Genomic DNA, 23,769 nt, shown 5'->3' with positions numbered 1-23,769 from the left:
CTACCCGCCATCCCGGGTACTGGAAATCTTACGGTCGGTGGGAAATCGCTCGGCCCGATTAATCCACACCTAATCGCCCCCGCGCACCGAAAATCGGTCCGCGGGGGCCCTACGCAGTCTGTTGCTCAGCCCTCTGCCCAGCCCCCCTGCTCAGCCCCCTGCTCAGCTCTCCGCCGAGCCGACCTCACGGGTCCAGGACACCATGCGGTCGTAGGGCTCGAAGCCCATGGCCTCGTTCACCGCGATCATCGGCCGGTTGGTCTCGTCGTTCGCCGTCTCCACCAGCCGCACCTGCGGCTCGTGGCGCAGGGCGAGGTCCAGGTTGGCCAGCTTCAGCAGCAGGCCCAGGCCGTGGCCGCGGTGGGCGCGGTGGACCACGGTCATGCCCTGGAGGAGGTACTCGGGGTTGCCGGTGGTCTTGGAGACGCTGGTGTAACCGGCCAGCTGACCGCTCGCCTCGTGCACGACGCCGGTGTGATGGGCCCGGCGACCCCGGCCGACCCGCATCTTCTCGAACTGGCGGGCGTAGCTGGTCCGGACCTCCTGCTGCGCGGCGTCGGCGGGCGCGTCACCCAGGGAGAGTTCCAGCGCCGACACCTGCAGCGCGTACTCGTCGGGCGTGACGGTGCCCCAGGTGACGAGCCAGTAGCCGGGCGGCGCGGCGGGGACGCCGTCGGCCAGCGGGTTGTGCCGGCCGAGGTCGAGCCACTGGTGCAGTCCGCCCGGCACGTCCGCGCGCACCGCGCCCATGGCGGCGGCGAACGCGGCCGGCCCCGCACCCAGCGGCGGACCGTCCGGCAGCCCCTCGGTCAGCGTCGCGCTGAGCGTGGACCGCCCGTGCTTGCCGGCCAGTTCGAGGGCGTGGGCGTGCAGAGCGCGCCCGATGCCGCGCCGCCGCAGCCGGGGATGGACCAGCAGCTGGTCGACCCGGGCGGCGGGCGCCCCCTCGGGCAGCACCAGCCGCAGCGCACCCACCACCTTGCCGTCGGCCCGCGCCACCCAGTCGTCCAGCGCGGTGGCCGGCGGGGCGTGCCGCAGCGAGCCGATCATGTCGACGTTGCAGGGCGGAGCGGCGTGCGGGACGTCGCCGGACGACTCGGCCAGCAGGTCGAGCCACTGGCCGGCCGTCTCGTCGTCGTCCGCGCTGAGCGGGACGAACTCCAGATCGCGTGGGAGCTCCCGTGTGGTGTCGGTCATACGAGGCTTCCTTCCAGGCCCAGGCCCATCGCCTGGATGTCGTAGAGCCCGAAGGCCGGGTGGACGTAGACGTTGGTGACCCACGGATTGCGGAAGTGCAGGGTCTTGTCGTGGACGAGGGGCAGCAGCACGGCGTGCTCCATCACCCGGCGTTCCACCTCCCGCCACAGGCGGGCGCGCCCGGCGGGGTCGGTGGTGTGCAGGGTCTCGTCGATCAGGGCGTTGACCGCCGGGTCGTCGAGCTCGGGCAGGTTCCAGTTGCCGCCGTTGCGCTTGATCTGGCGGCCGTCCACCAGCGGGGCGAGGAAGCCGTACTCGGTGGGGAAGTCGGCGCCCCAGTCGGTGACGATCAGCCCCAGCCGGTGGTCGCGCACGGTCTGCGGATGACCGGCCCCGAGGCTGAAGTACGTCGCCACGTCCAGCTCCTTGACGGTGAGCCGGATGCCGACGCGGGCCACCGACTCCACGAGCGCGTCGGCCACCATCCGGAACTTGCCGCGCTGGGTGCCGATCACCGCCTCGAAGCCGTCCGCGAGGCCCGCCGCCTTGAGCTCGGCCCGCGCCGCGTCCAGATCGCCGCGCAGGTCGGGGCCGCTCGGGTACGGGTCCAGGCCCTGGTGGGCGGGCAGGCGCGGCGGGAACAGGGCGGTGGTGAGGTCGCCGCCGGTGACGGGGCCGCCGCGGGCCTCCTGGAGCAGCAGCCGGTCCGCCGCGTAGTGCACGGCCCGGCGTATGTGGATGTCGTCGAACGGCGGGATGTGCGGCTGCATCGCGACGAAGTGCAGGAAGCTGGTGCGGGGGTTGTCGGTGTGCGAGCGCAGCACGTCGTCCGCCGTGACCCGGCCCTGGGCCGCGTGCTGCAGCCCCCTGCCCTCCAGGTTGATGTCGAACTCCCCGGCGATCAGCCGTGCGTCGAGTTCGTCGACGTCCAGGCCGATGGTCAGTTCCACCCGGTCCGGCAGCGCGGGCCGGATCGGGTCGGTGGCCCGGTCCCAGTACGGATTGCGCTCCAGGTGGAGATACGCCCCCGGCCGGCGCTCGGCCACCCGGTACGGGCCGCTGGAGAGCGGGGCCTCGCCGTAGTCGGCGCCGGTGTCGGCGTGCTGCGGCACCGGTGCCGCACAGGGCTGGGCCATCAGATGGTCGAAGTCGGAGAACGGCCGGTTCAGATGGAAGACGACGGTGTGCTCGTCCGGGGTGCTTACGGACTTCAGCGGTTCGTCGGTCCGGTACGGGCCGGGGTAGGGCCGGGCCGGGTCGTCCAGCAGCGGCACGAGATAGGTGGGACCGCCGGGCAGCACGTCCTGGGCGAACACCCGCTGCACGGCGTGCCGTACGTCGGCCGAGGTGATCGGGGTGCCGTCGGAGTGCCGCAGGTCCGGGCGCAGCCGGTACGTCCAGGTACGGCCGCCGTCGCTCACCTGCCCGGGTCCGTCGGCCAGGTCCGGGACCGGGACGAGGCCGCCCGGGCCGGGGTCGGTCGGGTAGGCCATGAGCGTGCGGTTGAGCAGCCGTTGGAGCAGCCACACCCACACGTAGTAGGTGCGCGCCGGGTCGAGCGAGTCCACGTCGGCCGAGGTGACCAGGCGCAGGGTCCCGCCGCGCCGGTCGGAGCGGTTGACCAGCGCGCCCACGGCGGCGTCCCAGCCGGGGCCACTCGTCGCCGGGGCGGGCCGTCGGGTCGGGGCGGTCATCGGGGATTCCCTTCGGGACGTGGGCCGTTGTTGGGACGTGGGCTGTTGTCGGCGCCCGGGCTGTCGTCGGCACTCGGGCCGTCGTCGGGGCGCGGGCTGTTGTCGAGGCGCAGCAGGAAGGAGTGCTCCTGGGCGGCGAGGCAGCCGCGGGCGAGTTTCGCCTCGACGCTGCCGATCCCGGCGTGCAGCACGCCGACGCCCTGCTCGGCCGCCGCCTCCAGGACGCGGTAGTACAGGACGTCGTAGTAGAGCGGCAGCTTCCCCTGGGCGTCGTAGTCGAAGCCGGCGCGATGCCCGAACCACTCCTCCTGGCCCCGGGACCTGGAGCGCAGCACCATGCCGAAGCCGATGGGGACGCCGTCCTTGCGGGCCACGGAGACCATCACGTCGTCGCCCATCACCTCGCCGATCCAGCCGATCAGCCCGGCCGAGTGCTCGGGGCTGGCCGGATTGCCGTACTTGCGCAGCAGGTTGCAGTCCAGCTCGCCGAGCCGGGGCACCAGATCCGGGGTCAGCGGCTCGACACGGACCTCGATCTTCGCCTCGGCCAGCGCGCGCCGCTCCAGCTTGACCCGGCGGCGCCGGTGCTTGCTCATCTCGGCGAGGAACTGCTCCCAGCCGCCCGGCGGAATGGGCAGCCAGGCGTAGTGCGCGGACGGGTGGGAGACGTATCCGCGCCGGCGCAGCAGCTCCACAAGACCGGAGTCGCGCTCGTCGACGTGCGGGAAGCACACGGTGGCCGCGCCCCGCTCGACGGCGAGCCGCTCGGCGTCCGCCACCAGGGCCTCCACGTCCGACGGCAGCGCGTCGGGCGCGGCCAGCGTGCGGGTGCGGCCCAGATGGCGGCCGCCGCACACCAGGGACGGCAGCAGCGACGCCGGATCGCCCTGCGCCACGTCGGCGAGCCGGGCCAGCGCCTCGGGCTCCTCGTCCTGCACCCCGCGCGCGAGCATCGCGTCGGGGCGGGCGAGCAGCCAGGGCACCGAGTCGTCCGCCCACGCGGTCACCAGGGCCGCGACGGGTGCGCCCGCCCGGCGCCGTACCAGGAAGTCCATGGTGGTGCCGGAGTTGCGCTCCTGCACACCCAGCCAGCGGGGCGTCTGGAAGAAGTCCTCGGGGCCGAGCAGCTCCGCCCAGCCGGCCTCCTCCAGCCCGGCGGCGCTGGGCACGGCCACCACCTCGGCGCCGTCGCTCACGAGCGCGCGCCCCGGCCGGCTGCCTCGTCCGACCCGCCCGCCTCGTCCTCCTCGACCACGAAGTCGAGGAATCCGGCCGCCTTGTCGGCGAGGGCCTGCGCTTCGAGCCGGTCCGGTCCGGTGCAGTAGGTGAAGCCGACGCAGGAGGAGTTGTCCATGCGCTGCAGCAGCTTGTCGCCGGGCTCGACGTGCAGCAGGACCTGCACCCCCGGTACGGCGGAGGCGGCCTCGACGCCGTCGACCCGCTTGAGCGTGCCGCGCCGCTCTGGGTAGATCATGCGCACGGCCGCGCCGCCCCGGTGGACGACGGGCTCGATGGGCGGGACCTCGCCGATCGCGAGCAGCCAGGCGTCCAGGATCGGGCTGCGCCCGGTGACGTCCGTGACCAGCATGGTCATACAGCTCGACGGCGTACGCGGATTGGCCTCGATGACCCGCCAGCCGGACTCGGTGCGCCGTACCTCGGTGTGGCAGGGGCCGTGCCCGTAGCCGATCGCCTCCAGGGTCCGGCGGACCACGGAGTACAGCGCGTCGCGCTCCTCGTCGGACAGCGGCACGGGGAAGGTGTGCCCGCACTCGATGTAGGCGGGGTCCCCGAACAGGTCCTTGGAGGTGACGCCGAAGACATGCGTGTACCCGTCCACCGACATGGTCTCGACACTGACCTCGACGCCCTCGACATACGTCTCCAGCAGCACGTCCCCGGACCGGGGCTGGCCGCGCAGGCTGTGCCGCACCTGCGACAGCTCCTGCCACGCCTCGACCAGCTGCGCCATGTCGTCGACGCGCCGGACGCCGTAACTGATCGCCTCCGCGGGCGGCTTGGCGATCATCGGGAAGCCGAGCCGGCGAGCGGCCTCGTCCAGCTGGTCCCGCCCGCTCACCAGCATGTGCGGGATGTTGTACGGCACGTCCCCGAGCGCGACCCGCAGCCGGTCCTTGACGTTCGCGGTCTCCACGGCGGCGGGGTCGGGGCCGGGCAGCCCGAGCCGCCGGGCCGCCTGTGCGGCGAGGACGGTGTGGTAGTCGGAGAACGACGTCAGCCCGTCCACCAGGACCTGCCCGTCGGGGCCGGTCACCGCCGCCAGCACCGCGTCCACATCGGTGGTGTCCACGTCGATCACCCGGTCGACGGCCGCCGCGAGGGGGTGCGACTCCCAGTCGTGGCCGTGCGTGTACCAGGACCGGTCACCGGTCAGCAGCCACACCTCCAGCCCGTGCTCACGCGCCTGGTGCAGCCCCAGCACGAAGGGATGGTTCTGCATGTGCTCGACGATCGCGACGCGTTTGCCCGCGAACTTGGCATAGTCGGCCAGGGGTGTGGTCATCGAACCGCCTCCGTCACTCCGCGTGCACTAACCGGACCCAGAAACAAACCCAGTTGAACGCGTCCCTCACGCACGGGGCACGGATCGGACGACGGTGTGCATAGGCGGCGGGCGAGGCGCATAGGAAGCGGGCCGGGGTGGCGGGGCCGCCCCGAACGGGAGGTGTGACCTCAGCGGGGGAGCGGTCGGGTCAGACCGCCACGCCGAAGTCGGCGGCGATACCGGCCAGGCCCGAGGCGTAGCCCTGGCCGACCGCGCGGAACTTCCACTCGGCGCCGCTCCGGTAGAGCTCGCCGAAGACCATGGCCGTCTCCGTCGAGGCGTCCTCGGACAGGTCGTAGCGGGCGATCTCGGCGCCGCCGGCCTGGTTGACGACGCGGATGAAGGCGCCTCGCACCTGGCCGAAGCTCTGGCCGCGGTTCTCGGCGTCGTGGATGGAGACCGGGAACACGATCCGGTCGACCTCGGCGGGCACGGCGGTGAGGTCGACCTTGATGCTCTCGTCGTCGCCCTCTCCCTCACCGGTCAGGTTGTCGCCGGTGTGCTCGACGGAGCCGTCCGGGCTGGTCAGGTTGTTGTAAAAGACGAAGTGCCGGTCGGAGAGGACCTTGCCGGACGCGTTCAGCAGCAGCGCGGAGGCGTCGAGGTCGTAGTCGGTGCCGGTGGTGGTGCGCACGTCCCAGCCGAGTCCGACCAGGACGGCGGTCAGACCGGGGGCCGCCTTGCTGAGCGAGACGTTGCCGCCTTTGGACAGGGAAACTCCCATTGCGTACTCCTTCTCATTTCTCGATTTCTCAATAGATCCGGCTCGCGTTCTTAAATCTACAACACTGTAGAAGTTGGCTGGGCGGCGGCCCCGGGCGGCCTCTATACGATGTCCGGTCGGGCAGCGGTGACAGCGGAAAGGAGACAGGGCATGGCGGATCACCAACAGCGTTCCGGGCGCCGGGGGCAGGGTGAGCTGGAGGTGCTGGTCCTGTCGGCGCTGCGGGAGTCGGACGGACCGGCGACGGCCGGCTGGGTGCAGGAGCGGCTCGGCGGGGACCTCGCCTATACGACGGTGATCACGATCCTGACCCGGCTGCTGGCGAAGGGCGCGGTGACCCGGGAACGGTCCGGCCGTTCCTTCGCATGGACGCCGGCCTCGGACGAGGCGGGCCTCGCCGCGCACCGGATGCGCAGGGTGCTGGACGGAGAGAGCGACCGGGAGGCGGTGCTGGCCAGCTTTGTCACGGGCCTCGGGCCGGACGACGAGCGGCTGCTGCGCGAGCTGCTGGATCAGTCCCGGGGCGAAGGCGACGGGGAAGACTGACGCCGTATGGGGGTCTTCGTCTTCCTGCCGCTGGTCCTGCCGCTCACGGCCTGGCCGATCGCCCGCCTCGCCGAGCAGCGTCTGCACCCCCGCACCGCGACCCGGTTGCTCACCGGCGTCGCCGCGGTGATGGCGGTGTGCAGCACGGTGTGCCTCGCCCTGACGATGGTGGTGGGCACCGCCCAACTGCCCGGCAACCCGCTGCCCGACGGCTGGTCGGACCCCGAGGTGCGGGCGGCGGTGCCGTACGACGAGGTCGTCGGCAAGGCGGCGATCCCGGCGCTGTGTGCCGTACTCGTGGCCTGCGGCCGGACGCTGTGGCGGCACCGCAGGGTGCGCCGGGCGGCACACCGGGCGCTGGCCGGGATGCCCGGCACGGAAGTGGTCGTACTGCCCGACGCCATCCCCTATGCATACGCGCTGCCCGGCCCCGGCCCCGGCGGTCGGCGAGGCCGGGTGGTGGTGACGACGGCCCTGCTGGACCGCCTCGAACCCGCCGAACGCCGGGCGCTGTTCGCCCACGAGCGAGCCCACCTCACCGCCCGCCATCACCGTTTCCTGCTCGCCGTACAACTGGCCGCGCGGGCCAACCCGTTCCTGCGTCCGCTGCGTACGGCCGTGTCGTACACCGCGGAACGCTGGGCGGACGAGGAGGCGGCCCAACTGGTCGGCAGCCGCCGGACGGTGGCCCGCGCGATCGGCAAGGCGGCGCTCGTGTCCCGGGGCGCGCCACTGCCGACGCTGATGGGGTTCGCCGCGCCGGGACCCGTGCCGGGGCCGGTGCCGCGCCGGGTGAAGGCCCTTCTCAACCCCGCCCCCGCCATCCGCAGCTGGCCCTCGGTGTTCACCACCGTGGGCCTGGCGGCGTGGGGCGCGGCGGCGGGGGCGGCCGTCTCCGCGATGTCGTCGGCGAACTCCGCGGTGACGATGGTCCTGATCCTGCGCGCGGCGACGCCTCTTTGAGCCGGTCGTGGTGCGGGTGCGGTGCGGGCTTGTTGTGCGATCGCGTTTCGCGAGACACTTCTACAGACTTGTAGATCACGCACCTGTGGATCGCACCCGGGGAGAGAGCAGACCTGATGTTCGGATTGAGTGAACTGGCCCTGATCCTCCTCGTCGTGGCGGCGGTCCTCGTCGTGAAGAAACTGCCCGAGCTGACCCGCTCCGCGGGCAAGGCGACCCGCATCCTCAAGGGCGAGGCCAGGGCGCTGAAGGAGCAGGACGACCCCGACGGTGCCCGGCCGGGCCCGGGACGGGTGGTCCCGGGCACGGTGGTCGGGCGGGACGAGCCGCCCGCGCGCTCCTGATCAGAGGGCGAAATCCGAGGTCGGAATCAGAGGTCGAACTCGTGCGGCGGCAGCTCCAGCGTGAAGCACGCCTCGCGGACGACCGCCTGCTCGGTCTTGTCGAAGTCGCCGTCGGCGCCGCCGATGACGATGCCGATCTGGATGACGGCCCGCGCCTCGGCGGGCTTCTTCTTGGCCTTGGCGATCTCCTGCAACACGCTGACCTTGCCGAAGGCGAAGTCGGCGGTCAGCTTGTCGAGGTTCTCCTCGAACCGGCGGCGCAGGTCGTCGGCGTCGAAGTTCCGCAGCACGTCGTTGGAGGCGATCAGCTGGGCGACCCGCTGCCGCTCGGAGGGGTCGATGGTGCCGTCGGCAGCGGCGACGAGCGCGCACATCGCCATGCTCGCGTCACGGAAGGCGCCGCTCTTGAGGTCGTTCTTCTTCGCCGTCAGCTGGGTCTGCATCGTCGATGCGGACTCCTTGATGCGGTCCCACAGGGCCATGGGAACTCCAAACGGGGTATGGGTCTCGACGGCCGCCCGGCATGGACGGCCGTAACTTCTACAGCTATGTAGAAGTTACCAGGGTGGGTCCTCTGCCGGCTGCGGTGGTGGGTGTGGTGTGCCTACTCTCCGACGATCGCCCGCAGGGCCGCGAGATGGCCGTGGTACGCCTCACGGCCGTGTGGGGTCAGGCGTAGCCAGACGCGTTGGCGGGTGTCGCGTACCGCTTTGCGCTGTTCGATGTAGCCGGCCTCGATCAGGGCTCCGGCGTGCTTGCTCAATACGGAGGCGGACAGGCCGAGTTGCTCCTGCATGACCGCGAACTCGGCCTCGCCCACGGTGTCGAGCAGGGCGCAGACGCGCAGCTTGTTGGGTGAGTGGACGAGGTTGTCGAAGCCGTCCATCGGATTGGCGGGTGGGGTGGTCACGGGGTTTTCCGGTGCAGTCGTACGAACGTGAGGTGGAAGGCCACGGAGACCACCGCCGCGGCGGCCGAGGCGGCGCCGAGCCACCATGCCTGGCCGGTGACGCGGAACAGCCAGGGCGCCCCCACCAGCAGCACGGGCATGCCGATGGCCAGGGGTACGGTCGCGGACCTGGGCAGGACGTCGAACCGTAGCGCCACGCCGGTGCGCTGCCGCCAGGAACGCGCGGCGACCACGAGCAGTGCCAGGTAGGTCACGGTGATGACCAGCAGCGCTCCCGCCCAGGCCGCCCTCGGGAGCATCCATCGCTCGTCGGCGAGCGACCCTCCGTACGCCACGGGGAAGGCCGCGACGTACACGGTGAGGGCGGCGGCGAACCAGGTCGGCCACGGTGTGGCCGACAGGGCGGTGGCCGAGGCGCGGATGCGGTCGGCTTCGGCGAGGGTGGCCCGGGCCTCTTCCGGTGTGGGAGGGGGAGGGGAGTGAGGGCCGGTCAAGGGCGCGCCAGTTTCCATGGTGGAAACACTAGGGTCTGACTTTCCACTCCGTCAAGTGACGATTTTCCGGAGTGGAAAGTGATGAGGGTGCGTGCTACTGCTCGTCCGTCACTGCTTCCAGGCCCAGTGCAGGCGGTCCAGCCCGCTGGGGTTGTTCACCGTCAGGCTGAGGTTGGTGCCGGTGCCCTGGAGGGTCGTGAGGGAGTAGGTGTCGCCGTTGCGCAGGCCGGGCCAGTAGACGGAGCCCAGGCCCAGTTCGCGGATGGTGTCGGTCGCCGCCTGGATGTAGGCGATCTCGTGGGAGCCGTTGGTCGGCCCGTTGTAGTTCAGGCCGGACGTCATGGTGGCGCCGAACTCGTCCAGGATGGTGCGTGAGGCGCAGTTGCCGATGCGCTCCTTGAAGTCCTGCTTCCACTGCTCGGCGCTGGTCCAGTCGGTGTGCCAGAAGCCGTAGTTGTGCAGGGCGAGCCGGGTGCCGTCGAGCCGGCTGTCGGCGCACACGGGCTTGACGTCCTCGCTGTACTTGATGCCGCCGACGAGGATCCGGTCGCGCGGCACGAAGCGGTGCGTGGTCACCCACTGCGCGGCGACGTCCCGCCATTCCTGGGAGGTGTAGCCGAACGGCTCGTTCATCGGCTCGAAGTACACCTTGGAGTTACGGGCGTAGGTTGAGGTGATCCGCGCCCACATCCGGTTCCAGGCGGCCTGGTCGTCGATCTTGCCGTCCTTGGCGTTGTCGGCCTCCCAGTACCCCAGGATGACCTTGAACCCCTTGTCGGTGGCGGCGTCTATCGCTCCCCGGTAGGCCTTCCAGAAGGGGCCGTTGACGGAGGAGGGGTTCACCGGCAGTCGTACGGTGTTGGCGCCCAGCTTGCCGAACCCGCCGATGATCGCCCTGGACTTGGCGTAGACGGTGCCGTAGCTGTCGGACGTGGACAGGCCCGACGGTACGACCTCGTCGTCGGCGTAATTGTCGCGCGGGTCGGCCCAGTTGACGCCCCGGAAGTCACTGACGGGCGGCACCGCGCCGTGCGGGGACGCGGGGGAGGCGGACGCGGACGCGGGGGCGGCGAGCGTTCCCCCGAATGCCGTGACGCAGGCCAGCAACGCACCGAAACAAGCTGACCGGCGATGGTTCTTACGTGACACGACATCCCCTTCTGAGGCACAGATCGGCGACTCGATAGCTCCCGCAAACTAGAAGACGACCCGAACACAGGTCAACACATCTGCACACAAAGATTCATTGGGGAACAGCTTCGGACTACGCGGCGGGCTCAGGGGTCACCGACAAGGCGTCGCCGACGCGGACCCGGTCGTAGAACCACGCCGCGTCCTTCTCGCCCAGGCCGAGCCAGCTGCTCTTGCCGTCGTAGTCGCTCAGGGCCTTGAGCTGTGGGGCGTAGAGCCCGACGAAGTGGGGTCGGCCCTCGCCGTCGCGCAGCTCGACCACGTAGGAGAGGTGCACCATGGTGCGGCCGTCGGGCGGGATGTCGAAGGGCAGTTTCTCCGCACGCCGCTTGGCGACCACCTTGATCGGGCTCCTGGAGTCGAGCTCGGAGGCGAACTCGGACAGGACCGGCATCGTGCGGTCCCCGAGGGTGAGGCTGTGCTTGCGCAGGTCGAGCGTGCCGGAGGCCGGCGTGGGTGTGGGCGTCGGTGTAGGGGTGGGTGCGGGCGTGGGCGTGGTGGCGGGAGAGGCCACGGCCGGGGGGCGGCTTCCGGGCTGCCGGTCGGTGTTTCCGCCGAGGTCCAGGGTCAGCGCGAAGGCCAGCAGGGCCAGGGACGCGGTTCCCGCGCCGAGCGCGTAGGCCGTACGACGCCGACGCCTGCGGCGCATCGCCCGGCCCCGGATCTCGGCGCCGCCGGCCACCGGCGGGGTCTCCTGGGCGGCGGCCAACTCACGCAGTGCGGCAGAGAGTTCATCGGACATGGCCGCTCTCCTTCCGGACCGGGACATCGGCCTCGTCCTCGGCCCCGTCCTCCGCAAGACGCTTCGCCAGCGCCGCCCGCCCCCGGGACAGCCTCGCCTTGACCGTCCCCACGGGCGCGCCGGTCTCGGAGGCTACCTGTTCGACACTCAGGTCACACAAATGGTGCAGGACGATCGCCATCCGCTGTGCCTCGGGCAGTTCGCGCAGGGCCGCCACGAGCACGGTGTACTCGGGTCCCGGCCCCGGTGTGGAGGCCGGTGGCGGAGTGCGCCGTACCAGTTCCAGCCAGCGCTTCGCCCGCCGCCAGCGGCTCACCGCCAGCCGCATGGCCACGGTGCGGATCCATGCCTCGGGCGCGCTGTCCGCGAGGAACTGCCGCCGCCGGTCCCAGGCCCGTACGAAGGCCTCCTGTACGACGTCCTGGGCCTCACCGTGGTCTCCGGTGAAGGCGTAGAGCTGTCCGGTCAGCCGGGGAAACGCGGTCGCGTAGAACGCGTCGAACTCGTCCTCGGTCATGCCCCCACTCACCGGAATCCGTGCCCTTTCCGTGCAACCCGGCCACCTCTGCCGTGCGTACAGGTCCCATAGGTCGCAGCAGGCCGAGCGCAACCCCACAGGAAAGACGGCGTACACGGGTCCCAGGCTCCCCTTTCCTCAACGGAGTTCGCCCGACGGCTGCTCAACCTCCCTGTGTCTCGCTGTGAACCACCTGCGAGACAGCGCCCGAGTTCCCTAGCCCGAGGACCGCCCACGTGCCACCCACCCACGCCGCATTCCCCGCCGATCACGACTTCGCCGCCTACGCCCGCACCCACTGGCCCCGGCTGGCCGTGACCGCGCGGCTGCTCACCGACGACCCGGGTGCGGCGGAGGAACTGGTGCGGAGAACGCTGGCGCGGATGTGCGCGGGCTGGCGGCGCGTGCCGCGCGACGACCGGGACTTCTACGTACGGCGCTGTCTGGTGCGCGGCCATCTGCGCCGGCTGCGCGGACGGCGGGCCGCGCGACGACGGACCGTCCTGGTGCTGCGGTTCTGGGAGGAGCTGACGGACGCGGAGGTCGCCCAGCTGCTGGGCTGCTCGGCGGGCGCGGTGCGGGCCCATGTCCGGCACGGGCTGCGGGCGACCGGCGCCGACCCGGGACGGCTGCGCGAGGTGTACGCCCGTGCCGCCGGGGACGTCGTCCCCTCCGAGGTGCCGCTGACCGACGTCCAGGCACGGGGCCGCGTCCTGCGACGGCGCCGTACCGCCGTGGCCGCCGCCGTCTGCGCGGTGCTGATGACACCCGGCGCGCTCCTCGCCGCCGACCGGATGGGGGGCGACGGGACGTCCGGGGCCGGGGCGGAGGGCGGGGCGCGTGCGGCGACCAGCCCGGTCCGGGTCGTCACGGCGGGCGAGCGGGTGACCGCCGGGCCGGGGGTGCGGGTGTGGCTGACGGCCGACGGGGGGCACTGGTCGGGGTCCGCCGTCCTCAAGGACTTCGGCGACAGCGACCAGCCGCGTGACGAACCGGGTGTCTCGGTACGGATGGACAGCGTGCCCGACGGGTTCTTCCTGTCGGGCCTCTACTACGGCCTGAACGGCGAGCCGGGCCGCGTCGAGGTGAGCACCGGCGACGGCGGCAGGTCCACCGCGAAGGTCCTCGTCCTGGCGGGCAGCGGCGACTGGGGCCTCTGGTACGCGAGCGCCCCGCTGCCCGTGAAGGACGTGCAGGCGATCCTCTCCGCCGCATCAGACGAACGGATCGTCACGGTGTACGACGCCTCGGGCAAGGTCGCCGCACGGTCGACGAGCAGGTGGGGGCGGCTGTGAGCGCGACGGAGAACGAGACGGAGAACGGGCCGGGGGCAGCGAAGCACCCGCGGACGCGCACGTCGTTGCGGATCCGGTTCCGGCGCACCCGGGGCCGGCGGCTGCGTCGGCTCCTGTACGCGTTCCTCGCCCTGATCGCGACGCTGTGCGCGGCGGCCGTCGTGGCGTACCGGTTGACGCCGATTCCGAAGCCGCACCCCGAGACCGTCACCCAGAGCACCGTGTTCCTGGACTCGGGCGGCGCCTATCTGGGCCGGCGTGGACCGGTCGACCGGCAGGACGTCCCGCTGGCCGCGGTCCCCCGGCATGTGCAGGAGGCGGTGATCGCCGCGGAGAACCGCTCCTTCCGTACGGACAGCGGGATCTCGCCACGGGCCATCGCACGGGCCACGCTGGCGACGCTGACCGGCGACGACCCGCAGGGCGGCTCCACCATCACCCAGCAGTATGTGAAGAACGCGCTGCTCAGCCCGGAGCGGTCGCTGTCCCGCAAGGCGCGCGAGGCGCTCGTCGCGATCAAGCTGGACCGCACCCGCAGCAAGGACGAGATCCTGGAGGGCTACCTCAACACCGTCTACTTCGGCCGGGGCGCCGCCGGCATCCAGTCCGCCGCGCGCAACTACTTCGGCGTTGACGCGAAGAACCTGACGGTCGCGCAGGGCGCGGCGCTGGCCTCCATCGTCAACATCCCGTCGTACTACGAGAAGGCGGGCTCGGACCGGAAGGTGACCGCGAAGCTGGCGGACCGCTGGGAGTGGGTGCTGGACGCGATGGCGGCGAGCGGGAGCATCACGGCGAAGCAGCGGGCCGGGGCGCGTTTCCCGGCGTTCCGGTTCTATCCGCCGGGGGACACCGAGGGGCAGCGGCAGTATCTGATCGACGTCGCCGCCAAGGAGGCGGCCGACCGGCTCGGCATCACCGAGGACCAGCTCGCGAGCGGCGGCTACAGCGTCACGACCACCTTCGACCTGGCCCTCCAGGACCGCGCCACGCAACTGGCCCAGGAACACCCCGGGGGTAAAGACGGTGTCCGTGTGCACACCGCCGTGGTGGGGCTGATGCCCGGCGACGGTGCGGTACGGCTCCTGTACGGGGGTTCGGACTACGCGCGCCAGCCGTTCAACGACGCGGTGAGCGGGGCGGTGGAGGCGGGGACCGTCCTGGATCCGTTCAAGGGCATGGAGCGGGCGGGCGAGCCGCTGCGCCGGCTGCTGAGGACGGCGGCACCGACGCCGCTGAACCTGGCATCGGCGTACGCGACGGTCGCGGCGAACGGCAAACACGCCACCCCGTACACCGTCGCCCGCATCACCCAGGAGGGCCGCACCGTCTACCGGGCCCGCCCCGAGGTGCGGCGCGTGCTGGACGAGAAGGAGGCGTTCGTGGCGGGCCTGCGGACGGGGGCCGGGCCGACACCGGCCGCCATCGGCGCCGGTACCGACATCGGTGCGGTGCCTGCGGAGGCGAAGGTGTTCGCCACCGGAGGGGCGGGCGGCGGCATCACCCGGCGGACCGTGTGGACCACCGGCTACGACCGCCGACTCGCCCTGACAGTCGCCCTGTTCGCCGACCGCCCAGGCGCCAAGAAGGGCACCACGGCCCCCGCCCGACTACCGAACGATCCGTCGCCGACCGAGTTCGCACAGGGGGTGGCCGCGGGGGTCTGGGGCCATTAGCCCCACCCCCCCTCTGGTTACCGAGCCGCGCAGCCGCCCCTTCCGTTTCCCGCGGCCGGCTCGGGGCAGGCGCAGGGAACTTGACGGTGGATACGTAGAGTCGGAATTGACCAGTCGACTCGAAAACGGGAGGAAGTGCCCATGAAGAAGGTTCCGTTCGGCTCCTTGTCCCTGTCGATCGCGGCGCTGGGGACGGCGCTCGGCTTCCTCACGCTCCAGCTCCGTGCGGACGGTTATGAGCCATACGTCGAATCCGTGGCCTGCGCCAGTGTCGTCATGTTCATCACCGCCGCCCTGGTCGTGGTGACGTGGGTCCGGGACGGCCGACCGCATTCGGACTGACTTCCCGGTCCGGACGACGAACTCCCCCCAGGGTCCCTGCCCTTGGGGGGTTTTCGTTGAGCCGGAATCGGCCTGATGGATCCTCATGTCGCTTGAATCACACGGGAGTTGGACTGATGCTGTGATCGGTCTGTGAACTCCTGATTCATGGAGGAACATCCGTGCCGTACAACCCCCCACCGATCCCACGCGCGAAGACGCGCGGAAGACTCGCTGTCGGAGCTCTGGTCACCGCGTTGTTCGGCCAGTTGCTCGCCGGGACGGCGGCAGCCGCTCCCGAGGCCGACAGGACCCCGTCAGCCGGGCGAATAGCCTGGAAACCCTGTGAAGCCGCGCCCGGGCAGGGCGAGTTCGAGTGCGCCACCATCAAGGTGCCCGTGGACTGGAAGCGGCCGCACGGCGCCACCCTCGACCTGGCCCTGGCCCGCCACCTGGCCACCGATCCCGCGCGCCGCATCGGCTCGCTGCTGGTCAACCCCGGCGGACCCGGCGGCTCCGGTGTGGACTTCGCGCTCGCCGCCCCCGACGCCTTCTCGCCCGAACTGCTCGCGCGCTTCGACATCGTGGGCTTCGACCCGCGTGGCGTCGGCCGCAGCACCCCGGTGAAGTGCGACGCGGACCGGGTGCAGGCGCAGGGCGAGTTGCTCTACCCGGACAGCGCGCGCTCCTTCAACGCCCTCCGGGCGGCCAACCGCGCGCTCGGCAAGAGCTGCCGTGACCTCACCGGCCCGCTCGCCGACAACATGGACACCGGCAGCGTCGTCCGCGACATGGACGCGATCCGCGCCGGCCTCGGTGAGAAGCGGATCAGCTACTACGGCGTCTCCTACGGCACCGCGATCGGCCAGCAGTACGCCGAGCGCTACCCGCACCGCATCCGCGCGATGACCCTCGACTCGAACATGGACCACAGCCTGTCCAACTGGGCGTTCCAGAAGACCGAGACCGACTCGGTGGAGGCGTCGTACGGCCAGTTCGCCGACTGGTGCGCCCGTACGACGTCCTGTGTGCTGCACGGCCGCGACGCCCGCGCCCTGTTCGACTCGCTCCACAAGCGCGCTCAGGCCGGTGAACTGGTCCTGCCGGGCGACCCGCCCCGGAAGGTCACCCCTCAGGACCTCCAGGACGTCGCCCTGAGCAACCTGTACGATCCGGCCGGCTGGTTCGACTTCGCCCAGGTCCTCGCCGACCTGGACGCCACCGACCCGGCGGCGGCACGGTCCCTGCGCCGGTTCGGCGAGCCGACGGAGTACCCGTTCTTCCCGGTGATGTGCCAGGACTACGACTTCACGGTCCCGTCGTACCGCACCCTCGCCCGCTACGAACGCGAGCTGGGCCGCCGTGCCCCCGTCACCCGCTTCAGCACGCTCGGCTGGACGGTCCAGACGGGCTGCCAGGACTGGCCGTCCGAGGTGTCCAACCCGCAGCGCAGGCTCCGTGTCGACAAAACCCCGCCGATCCTGATGACCAACAGCCGTTTCGACCCGGCCACCCCGTACTCCTGGGGCTCCAACGCGGCCCGGCAGATCGGCCGCGAGGCCGTGCTCCTCACCTACGACGGTGTCGGCCACGGCGACTACTGGCTGAGCCCGTGCGCCCGCACCGCCATCGACACCTACCTCACCACGCTGAAGACCCCGCGCAAGGGCACCCACTGCCCCGCGGTCTGGCCCACGGCACCCTCCGACCGGCGCCAGTCCCCGAGCGGCGACCTGGTCAACCCGCTGCCCGACCTGGTCGGCACGGGGGCGTACCGGCCAACCGCTTGACCCGACCCGCGTCCGTGACCCGGTCGGGAGCGGTCCCTCACCGCATCACCGGCCGGGTCTCGGGCTGCAGTCGGAACGAGACGGCTTCCATCAGACGCTTGTGCCGCGTCTTCTGCACGGCGGCGATCCGCCAGCCGGCCCCGGACTCCCGTACGACCGTGTACGTGGCGAGCTTGTCCAGCCGCTTCGGCTTTGGCTTCGCCTTCGGCCTGCCCTTGCCGACGGCGCCACGGGTGACCACCACGGCGGTGTCGGGGCCGTAGAAGCGGATGTCCGTGATGTCGAGGGACAGTTCCGTGCCCTTGAGGAATCCGGTGAAGAGGGACTGGTGGGCGCGGCCGATCTCCGGGCCGCCGTGGTAGACGGTGCCGACGAAGGTCACGTCGGTCGCGTCCTGCGTGAAGCACCGGCCGTACGCGCTGCCGTCACCGCGGTTCCAGGCCGCGCGGCTCTCGTCGAGGAGCGCGCGGATGGTGGCGACGTCGCTGTCGTGTACGGGGTCGAGCGGGCTGTGTGTCATCACTTCTCTGCCTCCGGCGTGATAGTTTCATGAGGGAAGTAACTGCGCTGGAGATTTCTCTTCTCTGAAGAAGAGATTAGGGAGTGGAAGGACCCGTGTCAACGCCGCCGCCGATGCGAGCCGATGCGAACGAGATCTACCGCCGGTACCTGAGCGCCGTGATGCTGCATGGCCATGCCGGTGCAAGAGCGTGCGCACTCGGCGCCACCGACCTCTACGCCCTGAACATCCTTCAGCTGTCGGGCGCGATGTCCCCCGGCGAACTGGCCGAACGCACGGGCCTGACGACCGGTCCGACGACCCGGCTGATCGACAGGCTGGAGCAGGCCGGTTACGTCCGACGCGCTCCCGACCCCGGGGACCGGCGCAAGGTCGTCGTGGAACCGGTCGGCGAACCCGCGGAACTGGACCGCGTCCTGGCACCGGCGCGGCAACGGGTCGGCGAGATCCTCGCCGGTTACACGCCGGAACAACTCGACGTCCTCTTCGACTACTTCACCCGGGCCGCCCGGGCCTACCACGAAGCCGCCGACGACCTGCGCGGCGCGGACACCGAACGCTGAGAGCCGGTGCGGTCGTCAGCGCACGGGGAAACCGAAGGAGTACCCCTGCTCCTTCAGCCACGGCAGGACCTCGTGCAGGGCGGCCACGGTCTGGGAGCGGTCCCCGCCCGCGTCGTGAAAGAGGAGGGTCGGGCCGTTGGAGATCTCGTTCTTGACGGTGGCGACCATGGTGGCCGTGCCGGGGAGTTCGAAGTCCTTGGAGTCGATGTTCCAGCCGAGCGGGCGCATGCCGTGGGACGCGGCGAGGTGGCGGCTGTAGGGGGTGAAGGCCCCGCCGGGTGCCCGGTAGTACATCGGCCGTACGCCACCGGACGCCTCGGTGATCATGCGTTCGGCGTCCAGGATCTGCTGTGACTGGTAGGCCTCGGACTTGCGGTCCATGGTGACGTCGTGCGAGACCGTGTGGTCGCAGAGCCGGTGCCCGGCCGCCACCACCGTCCTGACCAGGTCCGGGTGGGCCTGCGCCTGCGTGCCCACCATGCAGAACGTGGCCTTCACCCCGTTGTCCCGCAGCACCTGCAGCACCTGCGGGGTCCAGACGGGATCCGGCCCGTCGTCGATGGTGATGTTGACGCTGCGGTCACCGCCGTCCGAGGCGTGCGCGATCTCCGCCGACACGGGCGCCTTCTTCTGGCCCTGCGGCTGACCGGGCTTGGTGGCGGGAGGCGCCGAGACGCCGGACGAGGCGGGCCGCCCCTCGGTGGAACCGAGCTGCCCGTCCCAGAACGAGGCCAGGGCGGCCACCGCGGTCACCCCGAGCGCCGCAGCGATCACCGTGCCGTACCAACCCCGTCCGCCGTTTCGCGCTGCCATGTCCTCTGTTCCTCGCCGTCACTGTCGGGCCCGTGCATCCGGCAAGAGGGGGAAAAGCGGTCGAGGGATCCCGCTGTTACCGATCACGCACATTTCCGCCGGGAACGCGGCAACGGGGGCCGATGCCACAACGGGGCCGATGCCACAACGGGCCGAGGTCATAACGGGGCCGATGTCACAAAGGGGAGGGCGCCCGGGAAAGAACCCGTCCCGCCTTCCTTTCATCTCCCTGGGCGTGAGAGAGAGCGTGTCGGTCATCAGCCAGCGGACGCACCTGGTGCTGCTCGCCGCCTGGACGACCCTGTGGTTCGCCGTGGTCCAGCCGAACGGGGGCTTCTCCTGGCACTACCTGCGTACGGGCGGCGAGTTGATCTACGCGGGCTCGGGCAGGCCGGACGGCGGCCTGAACCTCTACGCCCACCACCCCGAACTGCAGATGGGACCCGTCAGCTTCCTCACGGCCGGCCTGTTCAACCCCTTCCCCGAGTCCGTCGGGCAGTTACTGGCCGCCGCCGTGATGTCCCTGCTCGGTCTGGTGATCCTGGTGGTCGCCGGACGCAGCGCCGCCTGGCACTTCCTGGGCACCGGCACCAATCACCAACGGCTGCGGCAGCGGGTGCTGATAGCGGGCCTGGCCTTCATCCCGATGTGGATCGAGGTCGCCGTCCGCTTCGGCCACCTCGACGACGTGCTGGCACTCTTCTTCACGGCCCTGGCCGTACACGCCCTCACCCGCGGCAACGCCGTCGCGGTGGGCATCTTCCTCGCCCTCGCCATGGACTCCAAACCGACCGCGCTGGCCTTCCTGCCGCTGCTGCTCGCCCTGCCCAGACGACAGTGGCTGCGCGCGGGCCTGTGGTGCGCGGCGCTGGTCGCGGTCGCCTGGCTGCCGTTCCTCCTGGGCGCCCCGCAGTCGTTCGCCGCGGCCGAGTTCACCATCCCCAACCAGCCCGCGTCCGCGCTGCGCTGGCTCGGCGTCGACGATCCGCAGACCCCTGCCTGGGACCGGCCCGCACAGGCCGCCCTGGGACTGGCCCTCGGCTGCGCCGCGGTCTGGCGGGGCCGCTGGCCCGCCGTCGTCCTGCTCGGCGCCAACGCCCGGATAGCCCTGGACCCCAGCGTCTACACGTACTACACCGCCTCCGTCCTGCTGGGCACCCTGCTGTGGGACGTGATCGGGCAGCGGCGCCTGGTGCCCTGGTGGAGCTGGATCGCGCTGCTCACCCTGTACGGCACGGTCTTCGTCGTCCCCGACGACGCGGCCCGCGGTCTGATCCGCCTGGGCTTCGTCGTCGTATCCACCGCCTACGTCCTGTTCTGGCCGGTGCGGGACCGGCGCAGGCGGCGCTCGGCGCGCGGCCCGGATCCCGTCCCCGACCTGGGCGGTCATCGGCATGTCAGCGGTATGTGAACAGCCGTTCCTACCGGCACCACGTCACACCGGCTCAGCGCACCGGGAAGCCGAAGGAGTAGCCCTGGTCCTTGAGCCAGGGGAGGACGCGGCGGAGGGCCTCGACGGTCTGGGAGCGGTCGCCTCCGGCGTCGTGGAAGAGGAGCGTCGGCCCGCCCGACAGCTCCCGCTGGACGGTGGCGACGATGGCGTCCGCGCCGGGCCGCTCGAAGTCCTTGGTGTCCACGTTCCAGCCCAGCGGGCGCATGCCCCGGTCGGCGGCGACCTTGCGGCTGTAGGGGGTGAAGGCCCCGCCGGGCGCCCGGTAGTACATCGGCCGTACGCCACCGGACGCCTTGGTGATCATGCGCTCGGCGTCGAGGATCTGCTGCGACTGGTAGGCCTGGGTGTTCTTGTCCATGGCGGTGTCGTGCGACACCGAGTGGTCGCACAACCGGTGCCCGGCGGCGACCACCTGCTTCACGAGGTCCGGGTGGGCCTGCGCCTGCGTTCCCACCATGCAGAACGTGGCCTTCACCCCGAACTCCCGCAGCACGTCCAGTACTTGGGGGGTCCACACGGGGTCGGGGCCGTCGTCGATGGTGATGTTGACGCCGCGCGCTCCCTTGTCCGAGGCGTGCGCGATGCTCACGTCGACCGGCTTGACAGCCGGCGCGGCCGACGCGGCCGCCTGCGGTGCCGAGCCGCCCGCGGCACCGGCCTGCGCGGTCCACACCGAGGCGCCGGTGGCGAGCACGGTCACGCCGAGCGCCGCCCCGACCAGCTTGCCGTACCAGCCACGCCCGCCACTGTGCCGCGCCATGTCCGCCCCGCCTTTGCGTAGTTCCGCACCCATCCCCGGGTCGCTCTGCGACCAACTGACAGGACGAGGGACGGCGGGCATCGGATCCGTCCGTTACCGATCAAGGACAATTCCGGGGGAGTTCGCGGACAACAAACGGCCGGACGGCAATCAACCGGACAGCAATTGGCCGGACAACAATTCAGCCGAACCAATCAGCCGGGCAACAGGCTGCCGCGCGCGTTGGCGCCGTTCACTGGTTCACGGCATCCGGATCGATCCATTCGCTGCCGCCCAGCGGGTAGTCGTAGCTCGTGCCGCCGACCTTGGCGCTGGTGTGGAAGGGGGTGCCGTCGTTGTCGATGTGGACGGTGCCGCGGCGGCTGCCGCTGGACCAGTCCAGGGTGAGGTCCCAGCGGACGTCGTACGCCTTGGTGTGGACGGTGACGTAGTAGACCTCCGGGTCGGACTCGCTGACCTTGTACGGGAAGTCGCGCTGGCCGTTCTTGACGGTGATCGTGGGGCTGCCGCTGTCGAGGTCCGCGTCGAACGACCTGCTCTCGACGCCGCCGCCGCAGCCCGAGCCCATCGCGTACTCGTTCCAGCCGGGCGGCGTGCCCTTCGACACGACGCGCAGGTGCAGATCCTTGAGGACGACGGTCTCCTTGCCGGTGCCCTGGACGGTGAGGGCGATCCGCTGCTCGTTCGAGGAGATCGCCCCGTACGCGGTGGCCCAGCGCTGGGCGTACTCCTCGCTCGCCGGCGGGCCGACCTGCTCGGGCTCGCTGTCGACGAGGAAGTGCTGGCTGCACGGGCTGTCGTAGACATAGGGGCGGACGTCGACCGTGAGCGGGACGGCGTCGGAGACACCGTCGTCGGCGGGCCGGTCCGCCTCCTGTCCTTCACCACCCGCGGAGGTGCCGGACCCGGCGCCCGCGGAGCCGGTGGGGGAGGCGGAGGGCGACGAGGACGGCTTCTTCCCCTTCCCGCTCGCGGACGGTGCGGCGGACGGCGTCCCGGTGCGGGACGCACCGGCCGTCGCCTCCACCGCGCTGTCCGCCTGCCCCGCGGACCCCTCGTCCTTCCCTTCACCGTCGAACGGCACACCCACGGCGAGCGCCACGGCCCCGAGCACGGCGGCCGTCGCGACGGAGGCGATCAGGGCGGTACGGCGACGTAGGCGCCGAAGGCGACGAGCGGGAGGGCTCGGCTGCGTGAGTGGGTCCGGCACATCGACGACGACCGGCTCGACGGCATCCGTCTCCTCAGCCGCACCCGGCTTCTGAGCCGCACCCGCTTCTTGAGCCGCACCCGTCTGCTGAGCCGAGCCCGTTTCCTGAGCCGGGCCCGCTCCTTGAGCCGACCTCGTCGCCGCCGCCTGATCCGTTCCGCGCCCGCGTGCCGCGTCCGCCAGGATCCAGCGCCGGTGCAGTTCCACCAGCTCCTGCGGCGTCGCCCGGCAGACCCGCGCGAGGCGCTCCACCGGGGCGTACTCGACCGGCACGGCGGTGCCGTTGCAGTAGCGGTGCAGCGTCGACGTACTCATGTGCAGACGCTTGGCGAGCGCCCCATAGCTGAGTCCCGAGCGGTCCTTGAGCTCACGCAAGAGCCGCGCGAACGCCTCCGTCTCCCCCGACTCCGTTGCGCCTGACACCCGTTCCCCTCAGTCCCCGCGTTCCAGTCGCGCGTTCCAGGGGTACTGCGTTCTCCCTGGTCAGTGCGTGTTTTTGTGTTCCAGCGTCCCCAACTCCCCGCTGAACATGGCGGTTGGGACAGATCGCGTCCCAAGCTTCGGTCATCCAATCACCACCGCCACCCGAACACCGAAGGGGCACAGCAACATGTCCGAGTTCCGCACTTCCCGTACCTCCCGCACCCGTCTCGTCGCCGCCGCCGCGACCGCCGTACTCGCCGCGCTCTCCCTGACGGCGTGCAGCGACGGAACCGGCACCAAGGACGAGGGCGCCGCGGCCACCAGCTCCGCGGGCTCCGCGTCCGGCTCCCCTTCGGCGAGCACCGGCGGCAACTCCTCCTCGGGCACCTCGGGTTCCTCTGGCTCCACCGGTTCCTCAGGCTCCGCGAACGGCTCGAACGGCTCGGGCTCCACCGCCCAGACCTCGGCGGGGAAGGCGCCCACCTCCGCCGGCAAGCCGGTCACCTGCGAGGGGTCCAACACCAAGACGGTCGCGGCCCCGCTGAACCGCCCGGTGAACCACATGCTGCTCACGGTCACCAACACCGGCAGCAAGACCTGCTTCCTCTACGGCTACCCGGCCGTCGCCTTCGGTGAGGCCCAGTCCGTGCCTCCGGTCATCGAGGAGTCGCAGCCGCAGGCGGTCGTCACGCTGGAGCCGGGCCAGTCCGGATACGCGTCCGTCAGCCTGTCCGCCACGGACGGCAGCGGCTCGGACGGCCGGACCGAGAAGTCCCTGTCCGTCGCCTTCTACGGCCGCTCCATGAGCGAGAGTGTCGGCAAGACCGCCCACCCGGCGCTGCCCGCGAAGGGCGTCTACATCGACGACTCCCTCAAGGTCACGTACTGGCAGCAGGAGATGGACAACGCCATCAACTGGTGACACCTGCCCCCCCTCGTGAGCGTCACCCGGTTGACCCGTGTCGCACCCCCGGCGCCCGTTCAGACGTCGCACCGCCCCCGAAATCTGCGCGGGGAGGGGAGGCACAAGTTCGACACGCGTGTCTGAGGCAACGCC

General features: G+C 71.2%; 25 protein-coding genes. 10 read left to right on the top strand and 15 right to left on the bottom strand.

The genetic code is table 11. The features are described 5' to 3' along the window. Positions 1-162: 162 nt before the first annotated feature. From ACFWYS_RS26010 to ACFWYS_RS25990, 5 genes are all read right to left on the bottom strand, one after another. Positions 163-1,197: a GNAT family N-acetyltransferase gene (locus tag ACFWYS_RS26010; RefSeq protein WP_384773495.1), complete on the bottom strand. Its 1,035-nt coding sequence runs from the start codon at positions 1,195-1,197 to the stop codon at positions 163-165. Next, positions 1,194-2,891: an ABC transporter substrate-binding protein gene (locus tag ACFWYS_RS26005; RefSeq protein ID WP_384773492.1), complete on the bottom strand. Its 1,698-nt coding sequence runs from the start codon at positions 2,889-2,891 to the stop codon at positions 1,194-1,196. Before ACFWYS_RS26005 ends, ACFWYS_RS26010 begins: the two co-directional genes overlap by 4 nt. Then, positions 2,888-4,087 carry a GNAT family N-acetyltransferase gene (locus ACFWYS_RS26000; protein WP_384773490.1) on the bottom strand — a complete coding sequence of 400 codons (1,200 nt, stop codon included), beginning with the start codon at positions 4,085-4,087 and terminating at the stop codon, positions 2,888-2,890. Before ACFWYS_RS26000 ends, ACFWYS_RS26005 begins: the two co-directional genes overlap by 4 nt. After that, positions 4,084-5,415, bottom strand: a complete 1,332-nt coding sequence (locus ACFWYS_RS25995) for an ATP-grasp domain-containing protein (protein ID WP_384773487.1) — start codon at positions 5,413-5,415, stop codon at positions 4,084-4,086. The genes ACFWYS_RS26000 and ACFWYS_RS25995 overlap by 4 nt, the downstream gene beginning before the upstream one ends. Before the next feature lie 190 nt (positions 5,416-5,605). Then, entirely contained in the window at positions 5,606-6,181 is a 576-nt protein-coding gene (locus ACFWYS_RS25990; RefSeq protein ID WP_384773485.1) for a TerD family protein, read from the bottom strand. Between the two features lie 150 nt (positions 6,182-6,331). On the opposite strand from ACFWYS_RS25990, the gene ACFWYS_RS25985 reads away from it, so the two are divergent. The 3 genes from ACFWYS_RS25985 (at position 6,332) to ACFWYS_RS25975 (ending at position 8,034) form a co-directional block, all read left to right on the top strand. Beyond that, the gene (locus ACFWYS_RS25985) at positions 6,332-6,727 is read left to right on the top strand and encodes a BlaI/MecI/CopY family transcriptional regulator (RefSeq protein WP_384773482.1); all 396 of its coding nucleotides are present in this window, start codon (positions 6,332-6,334) and stop codon (positions 6,725-6,727) included. 6 nt (positions 6,728-6,733) lie between these two features. Next, positions 6,734-7,690: a M56 family metallopeptidase gene (locus ACFWYS_RS25980; protein WP_384773480.1), complete on the top strand. Its 957-nt coding sequence runs from the start codon at positions 6,734-6,736 to the stop codon at positions 7,688-7,690. Between the two features lie 116 nt (positions 7,691-7,806). Further along, positions 7,807-8,034 (top strand): twin-arginine translocase TatA/TatE family subunit, encoded by a 228-nt coding sequence (locus ACFWYS_RS25975; RefSeq protein ID WP_384773477.1) that lies wholly within the window; start codon positions 7,807-7,809, stop codon positions 8,032-8,034. A 26-nt stretch (positions 8,035-8,060) separates the two neighbouring features. On the opposite strand, the gene ACFWYS_RS25970 is transcribed toward ACFWYS_RS25975, so the two are convergent. From ACFWYS_RS25970 to ACFWYS_RS25945, 6 genes are all read right to left on the bottom strand, one after another. Further along, positions 8,061-8,516: a tellurite resistance TerB family protein gene (locus tag ACFWYS_RS25970; RefSeq protein WP_384773474.1), complete on the bottom strand. Its 456-nt coding sequence runs from the start codon at positions 8,514-8,516 to the stop codon at positions 8,061-8,063. 122 nt (positions 8,517-8,638) lie between these two features. Continuing rightward, entirely contained in the window at positions 8,639-8,944 is a 306-nt protein-coding gene (locus ACFWYS_RS25965) for a transcriptional regulator (RefSeq protein WP_384773471.1), read from the bottom strand. After that, positions 8,941-9,456 (bottom strand): hypothetical protein, encoded by a 516-nt coding sequence (locus ACFWYS_RS25960; RefSeq protein WP_384773468.1) that lies wholly within the window; start codon positions 9,454-9,456, stop codon positions 8,941-8,943. Before ACFWYS_RS25960 ends, ACFWYS_RS25965 begins: the two co-directional genes overlap by 4 nt. Positions 9,457-9,546: 90 nt before the next feature. Further along, the gene (locus tag ACFWYS_RS25955; RefSeq protein WP_384773465.1) at positions 9,547-10,587 is read right to left on the bottom strand and encodes a glycoside hydrolase family 5 protein; all 1,041 of its coding nucleotides are present in this window, start codon (positions 10,585-10,587) and stop codon (positions 9,547-9,549) included. Between the two features lie 115 nt (positions 10,588-10,702). Next, positions 10,703-11,371, bottom strand: coding sequence for a hypothetical protein (locus ACFWYS_RS25950; protein WP_384773462.1), 669 nt, complete (start codon positions 11,369-11,371; stop codon positions 10,703-10,705). Next, positions 11,361-11,888 (bottom strand): SigE family RNA polymerase sigma factor, encoded by a 528-nt coding sequence (locus tag ACFWYS_RS25945; RefSeq protein WP_384773459.1) that lies wholly within the window; start codon positions 11,886-11,888, stop codon positions 11,361-11,363. The genes ACFWYS_RS25950 and ACFWYS_RS25945 overlap by 11 nt, the downstream gene beginning before the upstream one ends. 236 nt (positions 11,889-12,124) lie before the next feature. Between ACFWYS_RS25945 and ACFWYS_RS25940 the strand changes: the two genes are divergently transcribed. The 4 genes from ACFWYS_RS25940 to ACFWYS_RS25925 all read left to right on the top strand — a co-directional run bounded on the left by ACFWYS_RS25940 (position 12,125) and on the right by ACFWYS_RS25925 (position 16,970). After that, a complete protein-coding gene (locus ACFWYS_RS25940; RefSeq protein WP_384773456.1) occupies positions 12,125-13,183 on the top strand; it encodes a sigma factor-like helix-turn-helix DNA-binding protein in 1,059 nt (352 codons plus the stop codon). Then, entirely contained in the window at positions 13,180-14,859 is a 1,680-nt protein-coding gene (locus ACFWYS_RS25935) for a transglycosylase domain-containing protein (protein ID WP_384773453.1), read from the top strand. The genes ACFWYS_RS25940 and ACFWYS_RS25935 overlap by 4 nt, the downstream gene beginning before the upstream one ends. Positions 14,860-15,000: 141 nt before the next feature. Further along, positions 15,001-15,201 (top strand): SCO3870 family protein, encoded by a 201-nt coding sequence (locus ACFWYS_RS25930; RefSeq protein ID WP_384773450.1) that lies wholly within the window; start codon positions 15,001-15,003, stop codon positions 15,199-15,201. Between the two features lie 161 nt (positions 15,202-15,362). Further along, positions 15,363-16,970 (top strand): alpha/beta hydrolase, encoded by a 1,608-nt coding sequence (locus ACFWYS_RS25925; RefSeq protein WP_384773447.1) that lies wholly within the window; start codon positions 15,363-15,365, stop codon positions 16,968-16,970. A gap of 37 nt (positions 16,971-17,007) precedes the next feature. Here ACFWYS_RS25925 and ACFWYS_RS25920 read toward each other — a convergent pair whose 3' ends face one another. Next, positions 17,008-17,490, bottom strand: a complete 483-nt coding sequence (locus ACFWYS_RS25920) for an SgcJ/EcaC family oxidoreductase (RefSeq protein WP_384773444.1) — start codon at positions 17,488-17,490, stop codon at positions 17,008-17,010. 113 nt (positions 17,491-17,603) lie between these two features. Here ACFWYS_RS25920 and ACFWYS_RS25915 point away from each other — a divergent pair, with 113 nt between their 5' ends. Then, positions 17,604-18,053 (top strand): MarR family winged helix-turn-helix transcriptional regulator, encoded by a 450-nt coding sequence (locus ACFWYS_RS25915; RefSeq protein ID WP_384773441.1) that lies wholly within the window; start codon positions 17,604-17,606, stop codon positions 18,051-18,053. 15 nt (positions 18,054-18,068) lie between these two features. Here ACFWYS_RS25915 and ACFWYS_RS25910 read toward each other — a convergent pair whose 3' ends face one another. Further along, complete coding sequence (locus ACFWYS_RS25910) at positions 18,069-18,866, bottom strand: polysaccharide deacetylase family protein (protein ID WP_384773438.1); 798 nt, start codon at positions 18,864-18,866, stop codon at positions 18,069-18,071. Positions 18,867-19,113: 247 nt separating this feature from the next. Here ACFWYS_RS25910 and ACFWYS_RS25905 point away from each other — a divergent pair, with 247 nt between their 5' ends. Beyond that, entirely contained in the window at positions 19,114-20,277 is a 1,164-nt protein-coding gene (locus ACFWYS_RS25905; RefSeq protein ID WP_384773519.1) for a hypothetical protein, read from the top strand. Positions 20,278-20,311: 34 nt separating this feature from the next. On the opposite strand, the gene ACFWYS_RS25900 is transcribed toward ACFWYS_RS25905, so the two are convergent. Together ACFWYS_RS25900 and ACFWYS_RS25895 are read right to left on the bottom strand one after the other, a co-directional pair. Beyond that, positions 20,312-21,079 (bottom strand): polysaccharide deacetylase family protein, encoded by a 768-nt coding sequence (locus tag ACFWYS_RS25900; protein ID WP_384773435.1) that lies wholly within the window; start codon positions 21,077-21,079, stop codon positions 20,312-20,314. A gap of 232 nt (positions 21,080-21,311) precedes the next feature. After that, positions 21,312-22,712, bottom strand: coding sequence for a helix-turn-helix domain-containing protein (locus ACFWYS_RS25895; protein WP_384773432.1), 1,401 nt, complete (start codon positions 22,710-22,712; stop codon positions 21,312-21,314). A gap of 187 nt (positions 22,713-22,899) precedes the next feature. Between ACFWYS_RS25895 and ACFWYS_RS25890 the strand changes: the two genes are divergently transcribed. Next, positions 22,900-23,634 (top strand): DUF4232 domain-containing protein, encoded by a 735-nt coding sequence (locus ACFWYS_RS25890; protein WP_384773429.1) that lies wholly within the window; start codon positions 22,900-22,902, stop codon positions 23,632-23,634. The last annotated feature ends 135 nt before the right edge of the window (positions 23,635-23,769 follow it).

This window comes from Streptomyces sp. NPDC059010 (assembly GCF_042740355.1).
In the GTDB taxonomy this organism is placed as follows: Bacteria; Actinomycetota; Actinomycetes; order Streptomycetales; family Streptomycetaceae; genus Streptomyces.
Note: the sequence above shows the minus strand (reverse complement) of the source record. Positions and strands in the feature narration are given on the sequence as shown.

Coding starts and splice junctions, on each gene's coding strand:
- ACFWYS_RS25945 (WP_384773459.1), bottom strand. CDS start 11,888: ATGACCGAGGACGAGTTCGACGCGTTCTACGCGACCGCGTTTCCCCGG.
- ACFWYS_RS25960 (WP_384773468.1), bottom strand. CDS start 9,456: ATGGAAACTGGCGCGCCCTTGACCGGCCCTCACTCCCCTCCCCCTCCC.
- ACFWYS_RS25950 (WP_384773462.1), bottom strand. CDS start 11,371: ATGTCCGATGAACTCTCTGCCGCACTGCGTGAGTTGGCCGCCGCCCAG.
- ACFWYS_RS25900 (WP_384773435.1), bottom strand. CDS start 21,079: ATGGCGCGGCACAGTGGCGGGCGTGGCTGGTACGGCAAGCTGGTCGGG.
- ACFWYS_RS25980 (WP_384773480.1), top strand. CDS start 6,734: ATGGGGGTCTTCGTCTTCCTGCCGCTGGTCCTGCCGCTCACGGCCTGG.
- ACFWYS_RS25975 (WP_384773477.1), top strand. CDS start 7,807: ATGTTCGGATTGAGTGAACTGGCCCTGATCCTCCTCGTCGTGGCGGCG.
- ACFWYS_RS25990 (WP_384773485.1), bottom strand. CDS start 6,181: ATGGGAGTTTCCCTGTCCAAAGGCGGCAACGTCTCGCTCAGCAAGGCG.
- ACFWYS_RS25915 (WP_384773441.1), top strand. CDS start 17,604: ATGCGAGCCGATGCGAACGAGATCTACCGCCGGTACCTGAGCGCCGTG.
- ACFWYS_RS25970 (WP_384773474.1), bottom strand. CDS start 8,516: ATGGCCCTGTGGGACCGCATCAAGGAGTCCGCATCGACGATGCAGACC.
- ACFWYS_RS25930 (WP_384773450.1), top strand. CDS start 15,001: ATGAAGAAGGTTCCGTTCGGCTCCTTGTCCCTGTCGATCGCGGCGCTG.
- ACFWYS_RS25910 (WP_384773438.1), bottom strand. CDS start 18,866: ATGGCAGCGCGAAACGGCGGACGGGGTTGGTACGGCACGGTGATCGCT.
- ACFWYS_RS25985 (WP_384773482.1), top strand. CDS start 6,332: ATGGCGGATCACCAACAGCGTTCCGGGCGCCGGGGGCAGGGTGAGCTG.
- ACFWYS_RS26010 (WP_384773495.1), bottom strand. CDS start 1,197: ATGACCGACACCACACGGGAGCTCCCACGCGATCTGGAGTTCGTCCCG.
- ACFWYS_RS25890 (WP_384773429.1), top strand. CDS start 22,900: ATGTCCGAGTTCCGCACTTCCCGTACCTCCCGCACCCGTCTCGTCGCC.
- ACFWYS_RS25995 (WP_384773487.1), bottom strand. CDS start 5,415: ATGACCACACCCCTGGCCGACTATGCCAAGTTCGCGGGCAAACGCGTC.
- ACFWYS_RS25920 (WP_384773444.1), bottom strand. CDS start 17,490: ATGACACACAGCCCGCTCGACCCCGTACACGACAGCGACGTCGCCACC.
- ACFWYS_RS26005 (WP_384773492.1), bottom strand. CDS start 2,891: ATGACCGCCCCGACCCGACGGCCCGCCCCGGCGACGAGTGGCCCCGGC.